The 15,548-nt window shown below is 41.3% G+C and carries 9 protein-coding genes; all 9 read left to right on the top strand.

All coding sequences use genetic code 11. From position 1 onward, the window contains the following. Nucleotides 1-81: 81 nt before the first annotated feature. The 9 genes from AC1DQW_RS12015 (at nucleotide 82) to AC1DQW_RS11975 (ending at nucleotide 15,466) form a co-directional block, all read left to right on the top strand. A complete protein-coding gene (locus AC1DQW_RS12015) occupies nucleotides 82-3,348 on the top strand; it encodes a SusC/RagA family TonB-linked outer membrane protein (RefSeq protein ID WP_477454300.1) in 3,267 nt (1,088 codons plus the stop codon). Between the two features lie 27 nt (nucleotides 3,349-3,375). Then, a complete protein-coding gene (locus tag AC1DQW_RS12010) occupies nucleotides 3,376-5,034 on the top strand; it encodes a RagB/SusD family nutrient uptake outer membrane protein (RefSeq protein ID WP_477454299.1) in 1,659 nt (552 codons plus the stop codon). An 80-nt stretch (nucleotides 5,035-5,114) separates the two neighbouring features. Beyond that, nucleotides 5,115-5,912, top strand: coding sequence for a rhamnogalacturonan acetylesterase (locus AC1DQW_RS12005; protein WP_477454298.1), 798 nt, complete (start codon nucleotides 5,115-5,117; stop codon nucleotides 5,910-5,912). Between the two features lie 109 nt (nucleotides 5,913-6,021). Beyond that, entirely contained in the window at nucleotides 6,022-6,273 is a 252-nt protein-coding gene (locus AC1DQW_RS12000) for a family 43 glycosylhydrolase (RefSeq protein ID WP_477454297.1), read from the top strand. Between the two features lie 325 nt (nucleotides 6,274-6,598). Further along, nucleotides 6,599-7,171, top strand: a complete 573-nt coding sequence (locus tag AC1DQW_RS11995; RefSeq protein WP_477454296.1) for an RNA polymerase sigma-70 factor — start codon at nucleotides 6,599-6,601, stop codon at nucleotides 7,169-7,171. A gap of 68 nt (nucleotides 7,172-7,239) precedes the next feature. Continuing rightward, complete coding sequence (locus tag AC1DQW_RS11990; protein WP_477454295.1) at nucleotides 7,240-8,370, top strand: FecR family protein; 1,131 nt, start codon at nucleotides 7,240-7,242, stop codon at nucleotides 8,368-8,370. A gap of 264 nt (nucleotides 8,371-8,634) precedes the next feature. Continuing rightward, nucleotides 8,635-11,973 (top strand): TonB-dependent receptor, encoded by a 3,339-nt coding sequence (locus tag AC1DQW_RS11985; protein ID WP_477454294.1) that lies wholly within the window; start codon nucleotides 8,635-8,637, stop codon nucleotides 11,971-11,973. A 28-nt stretch (nucleotides 11,974-12,001) separates the two neighbouring features. Next, a complete protein-coding gene (locus AC1DQW_RS11980; RefSeq protein WP_477454293.1) occupies nucleotides 12,002-13,504 on the top strand; it encodes a RagB/SusD family nutrient uptake outer membrane protein in 1,503 nt (500 codons plus the stop codon). A gap of 165 nt (nucleotides 13,505-13,669) precedes the next feature. Further along, on the top strand, nucleotides 13,670-15,466 hold the full coding sequence (locus AC1DQW_RS11975) for an alpha-L-fucosidase (RefSeq protein WP_477454292.1): 1,797 nt from the start codon (nucleotides 13,670-13,672) through the stop codon (nucleotides 15,464-15,466). The last annotated feature ends 82 nt before the right edge of the window (nucleotides 15,467-15,548 follow it).

Here is a 15,548-nt window from a genome sequence, read left to right as displayed (position 1 = left end):
AAAAAAACTCTTGCGTTTAAGCAATGGTGCACATTATCTGATGCTTCTGCACGCCAACTGTTAAACACATCCCGAAAAATTATGAGACTCAGTTTTATTATCCTGTTGGTATTACTGATTTCCGGCCAATTGCTCTTAGCTTCATCCAGTAAGGGGCAATCGCTGGATAAAATCAATATTAAGATAGAATTACGTAACGAAACTCTAAAATCGGTAATTAAAAAAATTGAAAAGCAAACCAATTTAAGATTTGCTTACAAAGACAATGTTCTGTCGGCAAATACCCGCGTCAGTCTTTCACCCGAAAATAGATCGGTAAAAGATATCCTGGATGAGCTTTTTGCCATTCACGGAATTGGCTATAGTCAAATAGAAAACAATATAATTTTGTTTAATAAGATTGCTTCGGGAGCTGCAGAAGCAACTGTTAGTAATAACGGCGGGCAGGTGGCAACAATTACAGTAAATGGTAAAGTAACCGACGAAAAAGGCGAACCGCTGCCTGGTGTATCAATAAGAATAAAAGAGACCAATATAGGTGTTGCCACTAATACTTCCGGCGAATTTACGATTACTGTTCCTAATGCTAATACTGTATTGGTATTTACGTTTTTAGGTTTCAAATCATTAGAACAAAGTGTTAATGGCCAAACTTTTTTAAAGGTATCGTTAGTGCCATTAAGCAAATCGCTCGAAGAGGTGATTATTGTAGGTTATGGTACGGTAAAAAAGCGGGATCTCACCGGTTCTGTTGTTTCTGTTAAGGGAGACGAAATCACCAAAGTAGCGGCATCAAACCCAATGGAGGCACTTCAGGGTAAAATTCCCGGCGTAGATATTGTACGCACAAGCGGTGCCGCAGGTTCAAATGTGAGCGTAACTGTTCGTGGTAACCGGTCGCTATCTGCTGGTAATGGCCCGCTTTACATAGTTGACGGGATACAATACAACAACTACGAGGATATCAACCAAAACGATATCGCATCAATGGAGTTTTTAAAGGATGCATCGTCCACTGCCATTTATGGCTCGCGCGGCGCAAACGGAGTAATTATTATCACAACAAAAAGAGGCAGCGATGGACAACCCAAGGTAGCTGCCAGTTCATATTATGGAATCTCGGATGTAGCCGGTTACCCTGTACCCATGACGGGCCCACAATATGCAAACCTAAAGCGCGAAGGTTTCAGAACCATTGGAACATGGAACTCTACCGCCGATGACCCGAAAGTTTTTACCAGTGCGGCGGATCTGGCTGCAGTTCAAAACGGTTTATCCTATTACTGGCCGGGTTTTTTACTGCACAAAGGTTCCCAACAGGATTATAGTGCAAGTGTTTCTGGCGGAAGCGAAAAAACAAAAGCTTATTTTTCGTTTGATTATTTTAAGGAAAAAGGTTTGTATGCCAATGATTATTCTAACAGGTACACATTACGGTTAAATATTGACCATCAGTTGTTCAAGACTTTTAAAGTTGGGTTGCAAAGTCAGCTTGCTTATTATAATCAAAACCTTCGGAACGATGGTGTACTATCTGTGGCTAACAAGGTTATCCCTTATTTTAACCCGTATAATGCCGATGGTAGCATAGCTAAATTTCCCGGTAATGGTAACCAGGCTAATCCTCTTTTTGATGATGATGCAGCACAGTTTGTAAATAAAAACAATATTACTCATTTGCTTTCAACTGCTTATGCAGAATGGAAGCCAATAAACAGCTTAACCATACGATCAAATTTAGGCATTACCTTGTCCAATTCACGTAACGGACATTTTGAAAGTGCCAATACGATAAACAGGGCATTGTCTTCGGGGTCACTATCATCGGTAGCCAATTCAAATGAAACTAATTTGCTTTGGGAAAACATTATTACCTGGCAAAAAACGATAGCCAGTCACAACATAGGCATAACGGGTGTTACCAGTTATCAATCAAATGTTATGGACCAATCATCGGCACAGGGCACCGGCCAATTAATACCCGACCAGTCTTTTTATGCACTACAAAACAACCCTTCTAACTTAAAAATAGCAAGCAACTACGTTGGGCAACATTTAATTTCAGGAGCGTTACGCCTAAATTATTCATTTAGAGACAGATATTTACTAACGCTTACCGGGCGCGCTGATGGTTCATCTGTATTGTCGTCAGGAAATAAGTGGGCATTCTTCCCTTCGGCAGCCGCAGCCTGGCGTGTGGTTGATGAGGGATTTATGAAAACCCAAAATGTATTTTCTGAATTGAAATTGCGCTTAAGTTACGGTGTGGCAGGTAATGCCGCAGTAAGTGCATATCAAACCCAAAGTAAGGCGGCGCTTATCCCATTTTCATGGAATGATATAACAGCATTGGCATATGGCCTTGATCCAAATATCGGAAACCCTCAATTAACCTGGGAACTAACAGGAACGTTAAACGCCGGTGTTGATTTCGGAATTTACAAAGACCGGGTTTCGGGCAGTGTGGATTATTATGATTCACATACCAGGGATTTGTTGTTGCCGCAGCAATTACCGGCCTCAACAGGGGCACTAAGAACATTGGCCAATGTTGGCAAAAGTCGCAATACAGGTATTGAGATTGCACTAAAAACCATTAACGTTCAATCAAAAAACTTCACATGGACATCCAATATTACCTATATGCGTAATAAGGAGCGTATCACTTATTTACCAAATGGGGTAAATGATCTTGCCAATGGTTGGTTTATAGGTCATCCGGTAGTATCTTTTTACGATTATAAAAAAGTAGGGATATGGCAAACAGCCGAAACCGCCCAGGCAGCAAGTTATGGTTATAAGCCAGGCGATATTAAAGTGGCCGACATTGATAACGACGGAAAGTTCACGACAACATTTGACCGTACAGTACTTGGCTCAGCTGTCCCAAGGTACAGCTTTGGCTTTGGTAATGATTTTAAATATAAAAGTTTTGACCTGAATGTTCAGGTATTTGGACGCATCGGACAGATGTTCATATCTCAATATGCGTTAAAATATGAACCTAACGGAATTGAAAATGGCGCTAATGTAGATTATTGGACCCCCGAAAATCCTACAAATGCATATCCAAGACCCAGCGCCAATATTACAAAGGCATCTGAGCCATTTGCTTCAACATTGGGCTACAAAGATGGTTCCTATGTTAAAATAAGGAACGCCACGCTTGGGTTTACTTTTCCGGCAAGTGTAACTAAAGCAATCCATGTTGCTAATTTAAGGATATATGTGAGTGCCAAAAACTTTGCGACATTCTCAAAAATAAAGGATTATGACCCTGAAGGTGGTGGTTCGTTCGATCGGCCGCTTACCAAATTGTTCCTGGCCGGATTAAATCTTTCCTTTTAACAAATACTAATATTTAAAAAATATATTATGAAAAAATTACTAAAAAGCTGGGCACTGTTACTCATAGCCATTGCCGCTTTATTTAGTGCCTGCAACAAAAAGCTTGAAGAATATAATCCAAGTAATTTAACTGCAACAACTGTTTATACCAAGGCGGTGGGCTTTGAAACATTGGTTAACGCGGCCTATTCCTATACCCGGTTTTGGTATGGTAAGGAGGAGGGTTACCTGGCCTCTGAAATGGGGACAGATATATGGACAAGCGGCACCGGCGACCCGTACCCAATGTTTACCCAATACATCAATTTTCAGGGTACTGCAGACCCACTGCCACTATTGTGGAACAATTTGTATGCCGGTGTAAATTTATGCAATACGGGGATAGCGCAAATTGCTGCTGTTACAGATTATACAGCGCCCCAAAAATTAAACCGCGAAGCCGAACTACGTTTTTTAAGAGCATTTTATTACTGGCATATTGTTGAAACCTGGGGAGGAGTAAACTTTGCCATTCAACCAACCGTAGGAGCTAATACAGAAGCTAATAAAACACCGGTAGAAACTTTTTACAAGCAGATATTTGAGGATCTCAATTTCGCTGTAACTAATTTAACCCCAACCACTACTGATTATGGCCGTGTTACAATTCCGGTAGCCAAAGCCTTTTTAGCGCGAATGTATTTAACACGCGGTATGAATACCGAAGCATTTAACATGGCCGATGACGTAATTAAAAATTATGGCTATGTATTGCAGCCTAAATATTCGGATCTGTGGAACATGGGGAACTTAAAAAATAAGGAAGTAATTTGGGCTGTTGATTATTCAACCAATTTGGCTAATAATGATCTTACATCGGCAACTTATCCAAACGGGCACTATCGCGGCTCAAACAACGGGCACTTACTGTACCTAATGGTTTATGACCAGGTAAATTCAAGCCTGCTCACTCGGGATATTCCAAACGGCAGGCCATTTAACAGGTATATGCCTACTTTGGCTTATTTAAATATGTTTGATCAGCAAAATGATTCACGTTACGCCGGTTCTTTCCAAAGTGTTTGGCGTGCTAATAAAGCCGGTACTTATAATGGCAATACTATTAAAGTTGGCGATACAGTGTGTTACACACCTAATGCAACTATACCAGTAGCAGCACAGAGCAATAAATATGTTACTTATGACCTTGCCAAGGTATATGCATCAAACGGGGTGCCCAAACAGCGTAAGTTTTATGTTTCTTTATCGAAATTTAAAGATTCAATACGCGCAAGCGTAGCCGAAGCTCAAAGTGCCCGCGACGTTTTTGTGATAAGGTTGGCAGAGATGTACCTGATTGCTGCCGAGGCAAAATTAAACCTGGGCGACCTTGAAACCGCAGCAACTTGTATTAACGTGCTTAGAACAAGGGCGGCAAAAGCCGGACACACAGCAGAAATGCAGATTACTGCTGCGCAGGTTACTATCGACTTTATTTTAGATGAAAGAGCACGTGAGTTAGGTGGCGAACAGCTACGATGGTTTGATCTGAAGCGAACAGGGAAATTAGCAAGTCGTATCCAGGCCTTGAATCCAGATGCAGCAGTTAATTTCAAACCATACCATTTAGTAAGACCGATACCACAGGGACAAATTGATGCCGTGACTAACAAAGATGTGTTTAAACAAAATCCAGGGTATAATTAAAATGTTATTAAAGAGGGGGAGTTCATGATTGCCCCTCTTTTAAATTTCTAAGCGCTTACCGATAGCTAATAATAGAAAACATGATGTACAGGAGCAGTAATATTAAATTTAAAAGCTTGTTACTTATCTGTGTTTTAATAAACGCGGCATTGCTTATGTCTTTTCTGGCTATTCCCGGTCGGATCACCATTTATTTAGCAGGCGATTCCACTATGGCTAACAAAAAGCCTAACGCTTTTCCCGAGACTGGGTGGGGGATGCCTTTCAGCTCGTTTTTTGATAGTACGGTAACTGTTGATAACCGTGCGCAGAATGGCCGAAGTACCAAAACATTCATTAATGAAGGTTTGTGGGATTCCATTATTTACAGTTTAAAGGAGGGCGATTACGTATTTATACAATTTGGCCATAATGACGAAGTGCCAACCAAAAAGAGCTACATTAATGAACAGGGCTACCGGGATAATTTAGCAAGATTCGTCCGCGAAACGAGAGCAAAAAAAGCAAACCCGGTATTGCTGACGCCTGTGGCACGAAGAAAGTTCGATACAACGGGAACTATCGTGGGGACACACGATGTATATTCGGCGATCGTACGCGAACTGGCAGCCGCGCAAAAAGTTCCGCTGATTGATCTGGATAAAGATAGTCAGGCCTTATTGCAAAAACTCGGGCCCTCGGAATCAAAAAAGCTATTTAATTACCTGGCTCCGGGAGAAAGCATTAACTACCCCAAGGGTCGGGTCGACGATACACACTTTAGTGAACTGGGAGCCCGTAAAATGGCTCAGATTGTTTTAGAAGGCATCCGGTCATTAAACCTTGGACTTGCCCAACATGTAGCGCCATCAAGCCTTAAACCAGCATATGAAAAATAAACTGGTATTCATTGCACTATTAATTACAACCGGACAGATCTTTGCCCAGCAAAAAAACAAATAACCACGGCAGGTACCGATTATATCTCTAAGGTATGGGTGGCAGATCATGGTAACGGCACCTATAAAAAATACGGTTATAAATGCCGATTATTCTGATCCGGATATTATTCGCGTGGGCGACGATTTCTATCTCATTGCTTCCAGCTTTGAAGCAATTCCGGGCTTGCCTGTACTGCATTCAAAAGACCTGGTTAACTGGAATATACTGGGCCACGCGTTGTTGACGCAGCCGCCCTTTGATCATTTTGATATTCCACGGTCCGCATCAGGGTGCATGGGTAAATACACTAACTGGTGAAGCTTTTTCCCCCATAAAAAAAATGAAATAAAACAGTATTTCGCTCTCAGAATCAAAAGGAGTGTTGTGGCTCGAACCAAAGAACATTGCCGTTCTACGTCAGGAACGGTTGGGAGTATTTTACTTTTAAATCCAATAAAAATGAATTTATTGCCAATTTTGCTGAATCAAATGCTAAACTCGCGAAATAATGGTTCATAAACATTTGCCATTTTTATAAACCATTATAAACGTCTTTTTTTTAATTATCAAACCAATATTAATATTGATAATTTATTTGAAGACAAATTGCCCGATATTTTTCCTGATGATTTAAAACTTTTGTATGCCCGGCTATGGTGTTTATTCGGATAAAGAATTAGCATATCTCTTAAATGATAGCGATAAAGCTGCTTTCACTGAAATTTATAACCGGTTTTATGGAGTTCTTTACCGGCATGCCTACAAAAGTCTGCCCGACTCTGAAGCATTAAAAGATATGCTTCAGGAGGTTTTTGTTTGTTTATGGAATAACAGGACAAATATAAAACCTGAAGAAAACCTTGCGGCTTACCTGTATATGTCTATCAGGAATAAATTGATTAATAATTTCAGGCACCTTAAAATTAAAAATAATTACATCGCATCGTTCCAAGATTACCTGGATAACAACAATCAACCTGAAGCAGACGAAACCATACGTTTAAAGCAGCTGATTTCTATAGTTGAGGCAGAAGTGGGCAGGCTTCCTGCACAAATGCGACTCATATTCCAAATGAGCAGGAACGCTAATCTTTCGCATCAGGAAATTGCAGACGAGCTTGGCCTGAGTATACTAACAGTAAGGAAACAGGTTAACAACTCCCTTAAAACCCTGAGATTGAAGCTGGGAAGTAAGTTTTTTTTATTTTTTTTCTAAATCGTCTACTCCCTTAGCGCTCGCTAAGTGTGTATAACATAATCGGGGAAAATAACCCCTTACCAATTATGTCTAAAAAAGACGCAACAGATTTATTGAACAGATACCGTAGTGGTCATGTATCCGAAGAAGAAAAAGCTTTGGTAGAAAGCTGGTATTTGAATTATACCCAAAAGGCTGCTAGTCCTGAAATCAGCGACCTGGAATTGGAGGCTAATCAGCATAAGATACTTGATCATATCATGGCTGAAATTGGGCCGGAACGTAAAATTCATTATTGGCGTTATATGAGCGTTGCTGCCGCTGTTCTGGCGGTAGTATTTGCCGGGGGAATACTCCTGAAAGAAAACAGGCTCCCTAATAAAATATTATCCTCTGTTATAAAACGGGAAGGTAATCATTTGCCGCCCGGGGGTAACAGGGCCACGTTAATTTTATCAAACGGCAACTCCATAAACCTTAGCGGTATAAAAAACGGCACCCTTGCCAGTGAAAAGGGGGTTGTTATTAATAAAAACGCCGATGGCCGGATAACTTACAGCCACGGCAAAAGCAATGCTGCATCGGCAAATGTATTTAACACGGTTTTAACTCCAAGAGGGGGCCAATACCAGCTTGTTTTAAGTGATGGAACCAAAGTTTGGCTAAACTCAGCTTCAACTTTAAAATATCCGGTAACCTTTACTGCTACGAAACGTGAAGTAGAGCTTTCTGGAGAAGCTTACTTTGAGGTTGCACATAATCAGCATAAGCCGTTCCGTGTGATCTCAAACGGGCAAACGGTACAAGTTTTGGGTACTCATTTCAATATTAACGCCTATCAGGACGAACAAGTCACCAAAACCACACTGCTGGAAGGAAGTGTTAAAGTACTTGCAAATGGAGTAAGCAGCAAAATTAAACCCGGACAGCAGGTACAGCAAAAAAATGGTAAGTTGTTTGTCTCGGAAGTAGACATAGAAGAAGCCATAGCCTGGAAAAATGGTTTCTTTTATTTTAAAGACGATAATATTAAAACAATTATGCGGCAGCTTGCCCGCTGGTATGACGTTGAAATAAAATATGAAGGGCAGATCCCGGAAAGGGAATTCTCCGGACAAATGAATAAAAACATCGATGCTTCACAACTGATGCACATTTTGAGTATCGAAAAAATACATTACCGCTTAGAGAACAGAACCATAGTTATAATACCATGATAATAATCCAATTATTCACTTAAACCCCATGACATGAGAAAAAACACACGCAAATAAATGTCTTAAGGCCACCCGGCCAATGGTTAAAAAGCAGAAACGTACCCCGACGGCAATCAGGGTACGTGTATCTGAGTTAACCTCTTTAAAAGAAAATGATCTTATTCGGTAATCATCCATTAACTCAAACTTATCAAAAGTATGAAATTAAATGCTCTTTCTGTGGCAATAGGTAAACTACGGCCGCCCCAAAAAATAATATTGGTTATGAAACTGACCACCTTAATTATTCTTTTAGCTTTTTTGCAGTGCAGTGCTAAGGTTTTTAGTCAAAAAATTAACCTTAATGAAACCAATGCACCTTTGAAAAAGGTATTGAAAGTCATTAATAGTCAAACGGGCTATGTATTCTTTTATGAATCAAAAGCCATTCGTAATAAAAACATCACTATACAGGTTAAAGATGCATCTCTTGATGCCGCTTTATTGGCTTGTTTGAAAGGTCAGCACTTAAGCTATGAAATAGTTAACAATACTATTTTTATAAAGGATCAGCAAACACCTGCCCAAATTCCATCGGTAAACTTACAGCAGGTTGCAGTGAAAGTAAGCGGTTTGGTTTATGACGAAAAGAACACCCCCCTGCCTGGTGTTACAGTTAAATTAAAAGGCAGTACTGCCGCCGTAATTACAGACAAAGACGGGAAATTTAATATTGATGTTCCTGATGCAAACGCCGTTCTTGTTTTTTCGTTTATCGGCTATACAAAGCAGGAACTAACCATTGTGCAGGGCGGCCTGATGACTGTTCACCTGCAGCCAGAACAATCAAAACTAAATGAGGTAGTTGTTGTAGGGTATGGCACTGCCAAAAAAACGGATTTAACAGGTGCTGTTGGCTCGGTGCGAAGCGAAGCCCTGCAGGAGCGGCCCGCTTCATCCCTTAACCAGGCCCTGGCTGGCCGTATATCGGGGGTAAACGTATCTTCCAATTCGGGCAGGCCCGGCGGTAAAACCAATATCCGTATCCGTGGTTCAAGCTCGTTGCTCACAACCAACAATCCGTTGTATGTAATAGATGGTGTTATTATGAGTAATATAGACCTCAGAAATGGAAGTACCCCGATTGATTATATCAATCCCAATGATATAGCCTCTGTTGAAGTGTTAAAAGATGCCTCGTCTACAGCTATTTATGGCGCCCGCGGCGCAAATGGTGTTATCATGGTTACAACCAAACGCGGAAGCACCAGCGGTGGAAAGATCTCGTATGACCCTGATTTCAGCATAGGCATACTGCCTAAAGAACTCCCTGTACTCAACTCAAAGGAGTTTTTAGCTTTAGAGGACCTGGCCTATGCAAATGCCGCAAAATATGACCCTGTTGGATGGGCTACCGGTACCAAATATACCGACCCTAAAACCAAAAGAACTAACCCGCTATTGTTTGATGCACAGGGTAATCCGCGGTATGATACCGATTGGCAAAAATTAGCGTTCCAAAAAGCATTTACACAAAACCAACAGCTTTCATTTACCGATGGTGATGAAAAGCGCAGCCTTGGTGTTTATTTAAACTATCGTAACCAACAGGGGCTGGCGCGTGGTTCATGGCAAAAAAGATACTCCGGACGCTTTGTGTTTGACAGCCAGATAAAAAGCTGGGCAAAAGTTGGAGGAACATTGGGTTATACCGATCAGACCGATAAACAGGTAGACCAGGTTGATGGAGCCGGCATTACCATGATGCGGGATGTTTTGGAAGAATTGCCTATTATTCCTGTAAAATATGCAAATGGGGCCTGGGCCAGTAACAGGGATTATCCGGGTATGGAAGGCGGCGACAATCCTTTGAGGCTTGCCGCTGATAGGAATGACTTTCTTAAAACTCAAACCTTGCTGGCCGATGTGTATGCCACTCTTCACTTTGCCGAAGGCTTGGACTTTAAATCAACAATTGGCACCAACCTGATTAATCAGTCAGAGCAATATTCGGCCGCTGCGGGATTGCAATATATTTCTGATAAGGGCGATGCCAGCGTATCTAACAGCCGGATCACTTCCTGGCAATTTGAAAATTACCTTACTTACAGCAAGCAGTTTGCCAAAATACATTCAATTAACGCCGTGGCGGGCTTGTCATGGCAGCATAATGATCGTTTTGACAGCTATGCGGCTTCCAGTAACTTTTTCGATCCTTACTTTCAGTTTAATAACCTTGGTGCAGGCGCCAGTCCGCAAGCTCCATCTTCGGGCGCCACGGCTTCCGGGTTAAACTCATATTTCGCCCGTTTAAATTATGGATTATTTAATAAATACCTTGTTACCTTCACGGGAAGGAGGGATGGCTCGTCAAAGTTTGGAAAAAACAATCAATATGCCTATTTCCCGTCCGCAGCACTCGCCTGGCGGGTAATAGAAGAAGATTTTATCAAAGCTATTCCTGTTATTTCAAACCTGAAACTTCGGGCAAGTTATGGATTAACAGGTAATTCTGAAATTGCGCCGTATAGTGCTAATGCCGGTTTAACCACCGATGGCTATGTGATAGTTTTAGACGGAACCCGCCAAACAGGGGTAGGCAATGCCCGTATGGCGAATGATAATTTAAAATGGGAAAAAACGGCACAAACCGATATGGGTTTAGAACTTGGTTTGTTTGCCAACAGGGTAAATTTTGAATTTGATGTATACCGCAGAAAGGTAAATGATATGCTACTGAACCAGCCTTTGCCGCTCAGCAGCGGATTTTCAAGTGTTGTTGCCAATGTTGGTAGCATGGAAAACAAGGGTTTTGAATTGGCGTTGAATACCATTAATATCAAAACAAGTAGGTTCTCATGGAGCACCACATTCAATATTTCTGTAAATAAAAACAAAGTGCTGGCCTTAGCCGGTGGTCGCGATATATTCTCCGGTAACGGAATTATAAGAGTAGGCGAACCTGTAGGTTCTTTTTATGGAAGGGTAAGCCTTGGAACATGGGGTAGCAACGAGGCGGCAGATGCAAAGAAATACGGTATGCTGCCGGGCGATATAAAGTATAAGGATTTAAATAATGACGGCACCATAAATGATCTTGATCGAACCATCATCGGAAAGGGTATTCCAGACGGCTATGGAACTTTCCTAAATACCTTCCAATATAAAAACTGGGCGTTAACAGTTGATCTGCAGTACATGTACGGCAATGACGTGCTTGACAGAAGCATCCACTCGGCAGAAGACAGGCAAGGTATTGCCAACAGCTACAAAACGGTATTAAACGCCTGGACAGAAACAAATCAAAATACGCCTATTGCGCAAATACGCCCCATTAACGCCTATTATACCACTAATAATGACAGCCACAAGGTAACCGACGGATCGTTTATACGTGGGCGCAACCTGTTGCTTGCTTACACGCTTCCATCATTGGTATCGTCCCGGTTAAAACTAAGCAGGTTAAGGGTTTATGCATCTGTGCAAAACTTTTTTGTAGCCACCAAATTCAAGGGCTATGACCCTGAAGTTTCCAACTCCAGCGCTCCATTTGACCAGGGCTTAACATTGTACGATTACCCGAAGCCAAGAATATTTATGCTTGGCCTTAATGTTGGACTGTAATTAATACCAATTCTTTAAACAAGGAAAAATGAAAACAATAAAGAAATATAGTTTGCTGGCATTAATAGTTGGCATATCAGGGCTATTCGGCTGTTCTAAATTTTTAAACGAGACAGATCCGAGCAACTTTACGGTGGGAGCGTATTTTACCAAACCAGAACAGGCCAGAACTTCCGTAAATGCTATTTATGCGAGCTTGCGCGATCCGATGTCTGGTGATTTTGGTGGCGCAGCCTGGACAATGACAGAATTTGCTACGGGGCAGGCGGCCACCGATTTGGGGCAGGCGGTTAATAGCTATTTTATAAAAGACTTGAAAAATACAGCAGAAAATGGCTATGGACAAACCTACTGGCGAAGTTATTATAGGGGTATTGGCAATGCCAACCTTTCTATAGCTAACATACCCAAAATAGCGGGCATGGATGCCACACAAGTTAAACAATTGCTTGGGGAAGCCTATTTTTTAAGGGCCTGGTATTATTTCAGCCTGGTGCAAATGTTTGGTAATATACCCTTGATTACCGAGCCCATTGATTTGACCTCATCGCAATTGAAACCCAAACAGGCAACCCCGGAAGATGTTTACAAATTGATTGTGAGTGATTTAACAACGGCCGAGGCGGCAGGATTACCATGGGTAGATGCGGGCGGAAGGGTAAGCCTGGGGGCGGTAAAATCATTGTTGGCCAAAGTATACCTTACTATGGCTGGGTATCCGTTAAAAAAGGGTAATGACTATTATGACCTGGCCGCAAAAAAAGCAGCCGAGGTTATTGACTCAAAACAATTTAAGCTGTTTGATAACTATTCTGATTTACACAACCCGAACAAGAAGAATATTGAGGAAAATATTTTTATGATCCAATTTAAAACACAGGTTATCCCCGGTAGCTGGCAGTCATTAATTATTCCTTATAACAAAAATATTTCTGCGTATTCTGCAGAAACCGGTGGTATTTACGCCACTGCAGATTTTGTAAAATCGTACGCCCCGGCCGATTTGCGCGCCAAAGAAGGGCAGTTCTTTTTTACCAAATTTACAAATCAGGATGACAGGAAAATTGAGGTGAATTTAGGGGGTTACTTCCTTTACAAACTTTTTGATGTTGATGCACAAACCAATACAGCCAACAGCGATCTTAACTGGTCGCTTATCCGTTATGCTGATGTGCTGCTGGTATATGCCGAAGCATCCAACGAAGTAAGCGGCCCAACAGGAAAAGCGTATGAGGCTGTTAACGGGATAAGAACAAGGGCGCAGTTACCAAACCTGGCCGGCCTGTCAAAAGATCAGTTTCGCGAGACTGTTTGGAAAGAACGCTGGTATGAATTATGTTTTGAAGATGTTACCTGGTTCGATATGGCCCGTCTTCGAAAAGCGTTTAATGTTAGTTCCAAACAGTTTGACGAATACGTTGGGCATAAATTCTCTTATGGCCCCGTTTTAACCGAAAGAGAGCTTTTGTTTCCTATTCCGAGTATTGAGTTGCAAAATAATCCTAATTTGATACCGACGAAAGGATATTAATATTCAAAGCACGCTTTATTAGCTATTAAAACAATTGTTGAATAATAATCCTGATGAATTTTGTTACATCAGGATTATTATTTCTTATATCTGTTTAGGTAATCATCCATCTGTACCTGAGGCAAAAGAAATTTGAATATTATCACTAACAATAAATAAAAAATTATGAAACGGATCTTCCTTTTTTTATGGCTTATCTCCACTTTGCTCCCTGTCGGCGCTCAGCAGCTCTCAAGTCATCATGACCGTGTTAAATGGTTTACCGATGCCCGTTTTGGGATGTTCATTCACTGGGGCGTATATAGTGGCGCGGAAGGAATATGGAAAGGCGAACGCCTGAGAAACGGAAATAATTATGCAGAATGGCTTCGCTACCGCAATCGTATTTCACAAGATGAATATGTTCAGTTGGCAAAACGGTTTGATTGGAATAAAATAAACCCGGAGCAATGGGTATTGCTGGCTAAAAAGGCAGGAATGAAATATATCCTTATTACTGCCAAGCATCACGATGGGATAGCTATCTGGAATTCTAAAGTAAGCGATATTAACCTTAGTAAACTTAGCGGTACAAACAGGGATGTGATTAAGGAGTTAGCCGCCGCGTGTAAAAAACATAATATGAAACTGGGTTTTTATTATTCGCATTGGCTTGATTGGGAACATCCAAATGGCTGGGATCACAACCAGGAAATAACCGGCCGGATTACTGATGAGCGATACAATAAATATTGGCAGGAAAAAGTTTTGCCGCAATTGCGCGAACTACTAACCAATTATGGTGACATCGCTATGATCTGGTTTGATATGTGGATAGATTATAAATCCACTATTGTAAAAAAGGAGCAACTGGATCAGGTCATCAAGCTGATACATGAGTTACAACCAGGTTGCCTTATAAATTCCAGGCTGGGATTACCGGCAAGTGATCCGGGCATTGATTTTGAAACCATGGGCGACAACCAACTGGGTGCGGTATATACAAACCATCCCTGGGAAACTTCGGGAACAATTGCACATTCATGGGGGTACAACGCCCTGGAGAATGAGTATAAGTCTACCAGCCAGTTATTACAATCTTTAATAGGTAATGTTAGCCTCAATGGAGGATTCACTTTAAATATAGGTCCAAGGGCGGATGGTTCCGTTCCCTACGAAGATGTAACGAGATTGGATGAGATGGGCGCATGGCTTTCTAAAAACGGAGAATCTGTTTATGGGTGTACTGGTCTTAAATTGCGGCCTAATCAACATGATTGGGGGCGGATAACCACAAAAAAGCTGGGCAAAAAACAGATCGTTTACCTGCAGGTGTATAACTGGCCATTAGATCATGTGCTACGTTTAACCGGAATTTTATCAAAGCCCGAAAAAGCAGAGCTGATAACGCCATCTGGTAAAATGGCATTGCGCTTTACGCAATCAGGCCTATATACCCATATTCAATTGCCCCGGGTTGCCGCAGATCATTTTGTTTCGGTAATTGCATTACAGTATGCACAACCACTGGAGCTTGATGAAAAGACCGTGGCCGAATCTACCTTTGGAGGGCTTGCTTTAAGTAGTGAAAATGACACAGAAAATCCTTCAAAATATAAACAGGTGCAATTTGATGGCCTACGCCCTTCTCATTTGATAATAGATAAAGATGGTTTAGTTGTATGGCAGATTTATATCCCCGGCCCCGGAACTTATAATGTAGATATATCATATCATAATGACTCAAAAACCGGAATGCCGGTTAACATTAGCGCAGGCGAGCAGAATTTATCACAAACGTTAAAACCCACCGGAAAGGTGGTTGTAGAGCCTCATGATAGTTATACAGACGAATTTGTGAATAACCGAATTGGTGTACTTGATTTTCCTAAAGAAGGTTTTTATAAGGTTACCTTAAAGGCAAGCCCTAAAGAAAACGAAAAATTATACTTTAATAGAATTTGGGTAAGCAAAAAACCTTAGCAAAAAGTAAGAGTTCATTTATTAGTGCGATCCTGGTTCCCAGACAGCGGCGGATGTAGGAGATGTATTTCGGATTCGCGAC

It is taken from the genome of Mucilaginibacter sp. P5_A4, assembly GCF_056400605.1.
This window is presented reverse-complemented; position numbering and strand designations above follow the sequence as displayed.

Coding starts and splice junctions, on each gene's coding strand:
- AC1DQW_RS11995 (WP_477454296.1), top strand. CDS start 6,599: ATGCCCGGCTATGGTGTTTATTCGGATAAAGAATTAGCATATCTCTTA.
- AC1DQW_RS12005 (WP_477454298.1), top strand. CDS start 5,115: ATGATGTACAGGAGCAGTAATATTAAATTTAAAAGCTTGTTACTTATC.
- AC1DQW_RS11975 (WP_477454292.1), top strand. CDS start 13,670: ATGAAACGGATCTTCCTTTTTTTATGGCTTATCTCCACTTTGCTCCCT.
- AC1DQW_RS12015 (WP_477454300.1), top strand. CDS start 82: ATGAGACTCAGTTTTATTATCCTGTTGGTATTACTGATTTCCGGCCAA.
- AC1DQW_RS12000 (WP_477454297.1), top strand. CDS start 6,022: ATGGTAACGGCACCTATAAAAAATACGGTTATAAATGCCGATTATTCT.
- AC1DQW_RS11990 (WP_477454295.1), top strand. CDS start 7,240: ATGTCTAAAAAAGACGCAACAGATTTATTGAACAGATACCGTAGTGGT.
- AC1DQW_RS11980 (WP_477454293.1), top strand. CDS start 12,002: ATGAAAACAATAAAGAAATATAGTTTGCTGGCATTAATAGTTGGCATA.
- AC1DQW_RS12010 (WP_477454299.1), top strand. CDS start 3,376: ATGAAAAAATTACTAAAAAGCTGGGCACTGTTACTCATAGCCATTGCC.
- AC1DQW_RS11985 (WP_477454294.1), top strand. CDS start 8,635: ATGAAACTGACCACCTTAATTATTCTTTTAGCTTTTTTGCAGTGCAGT.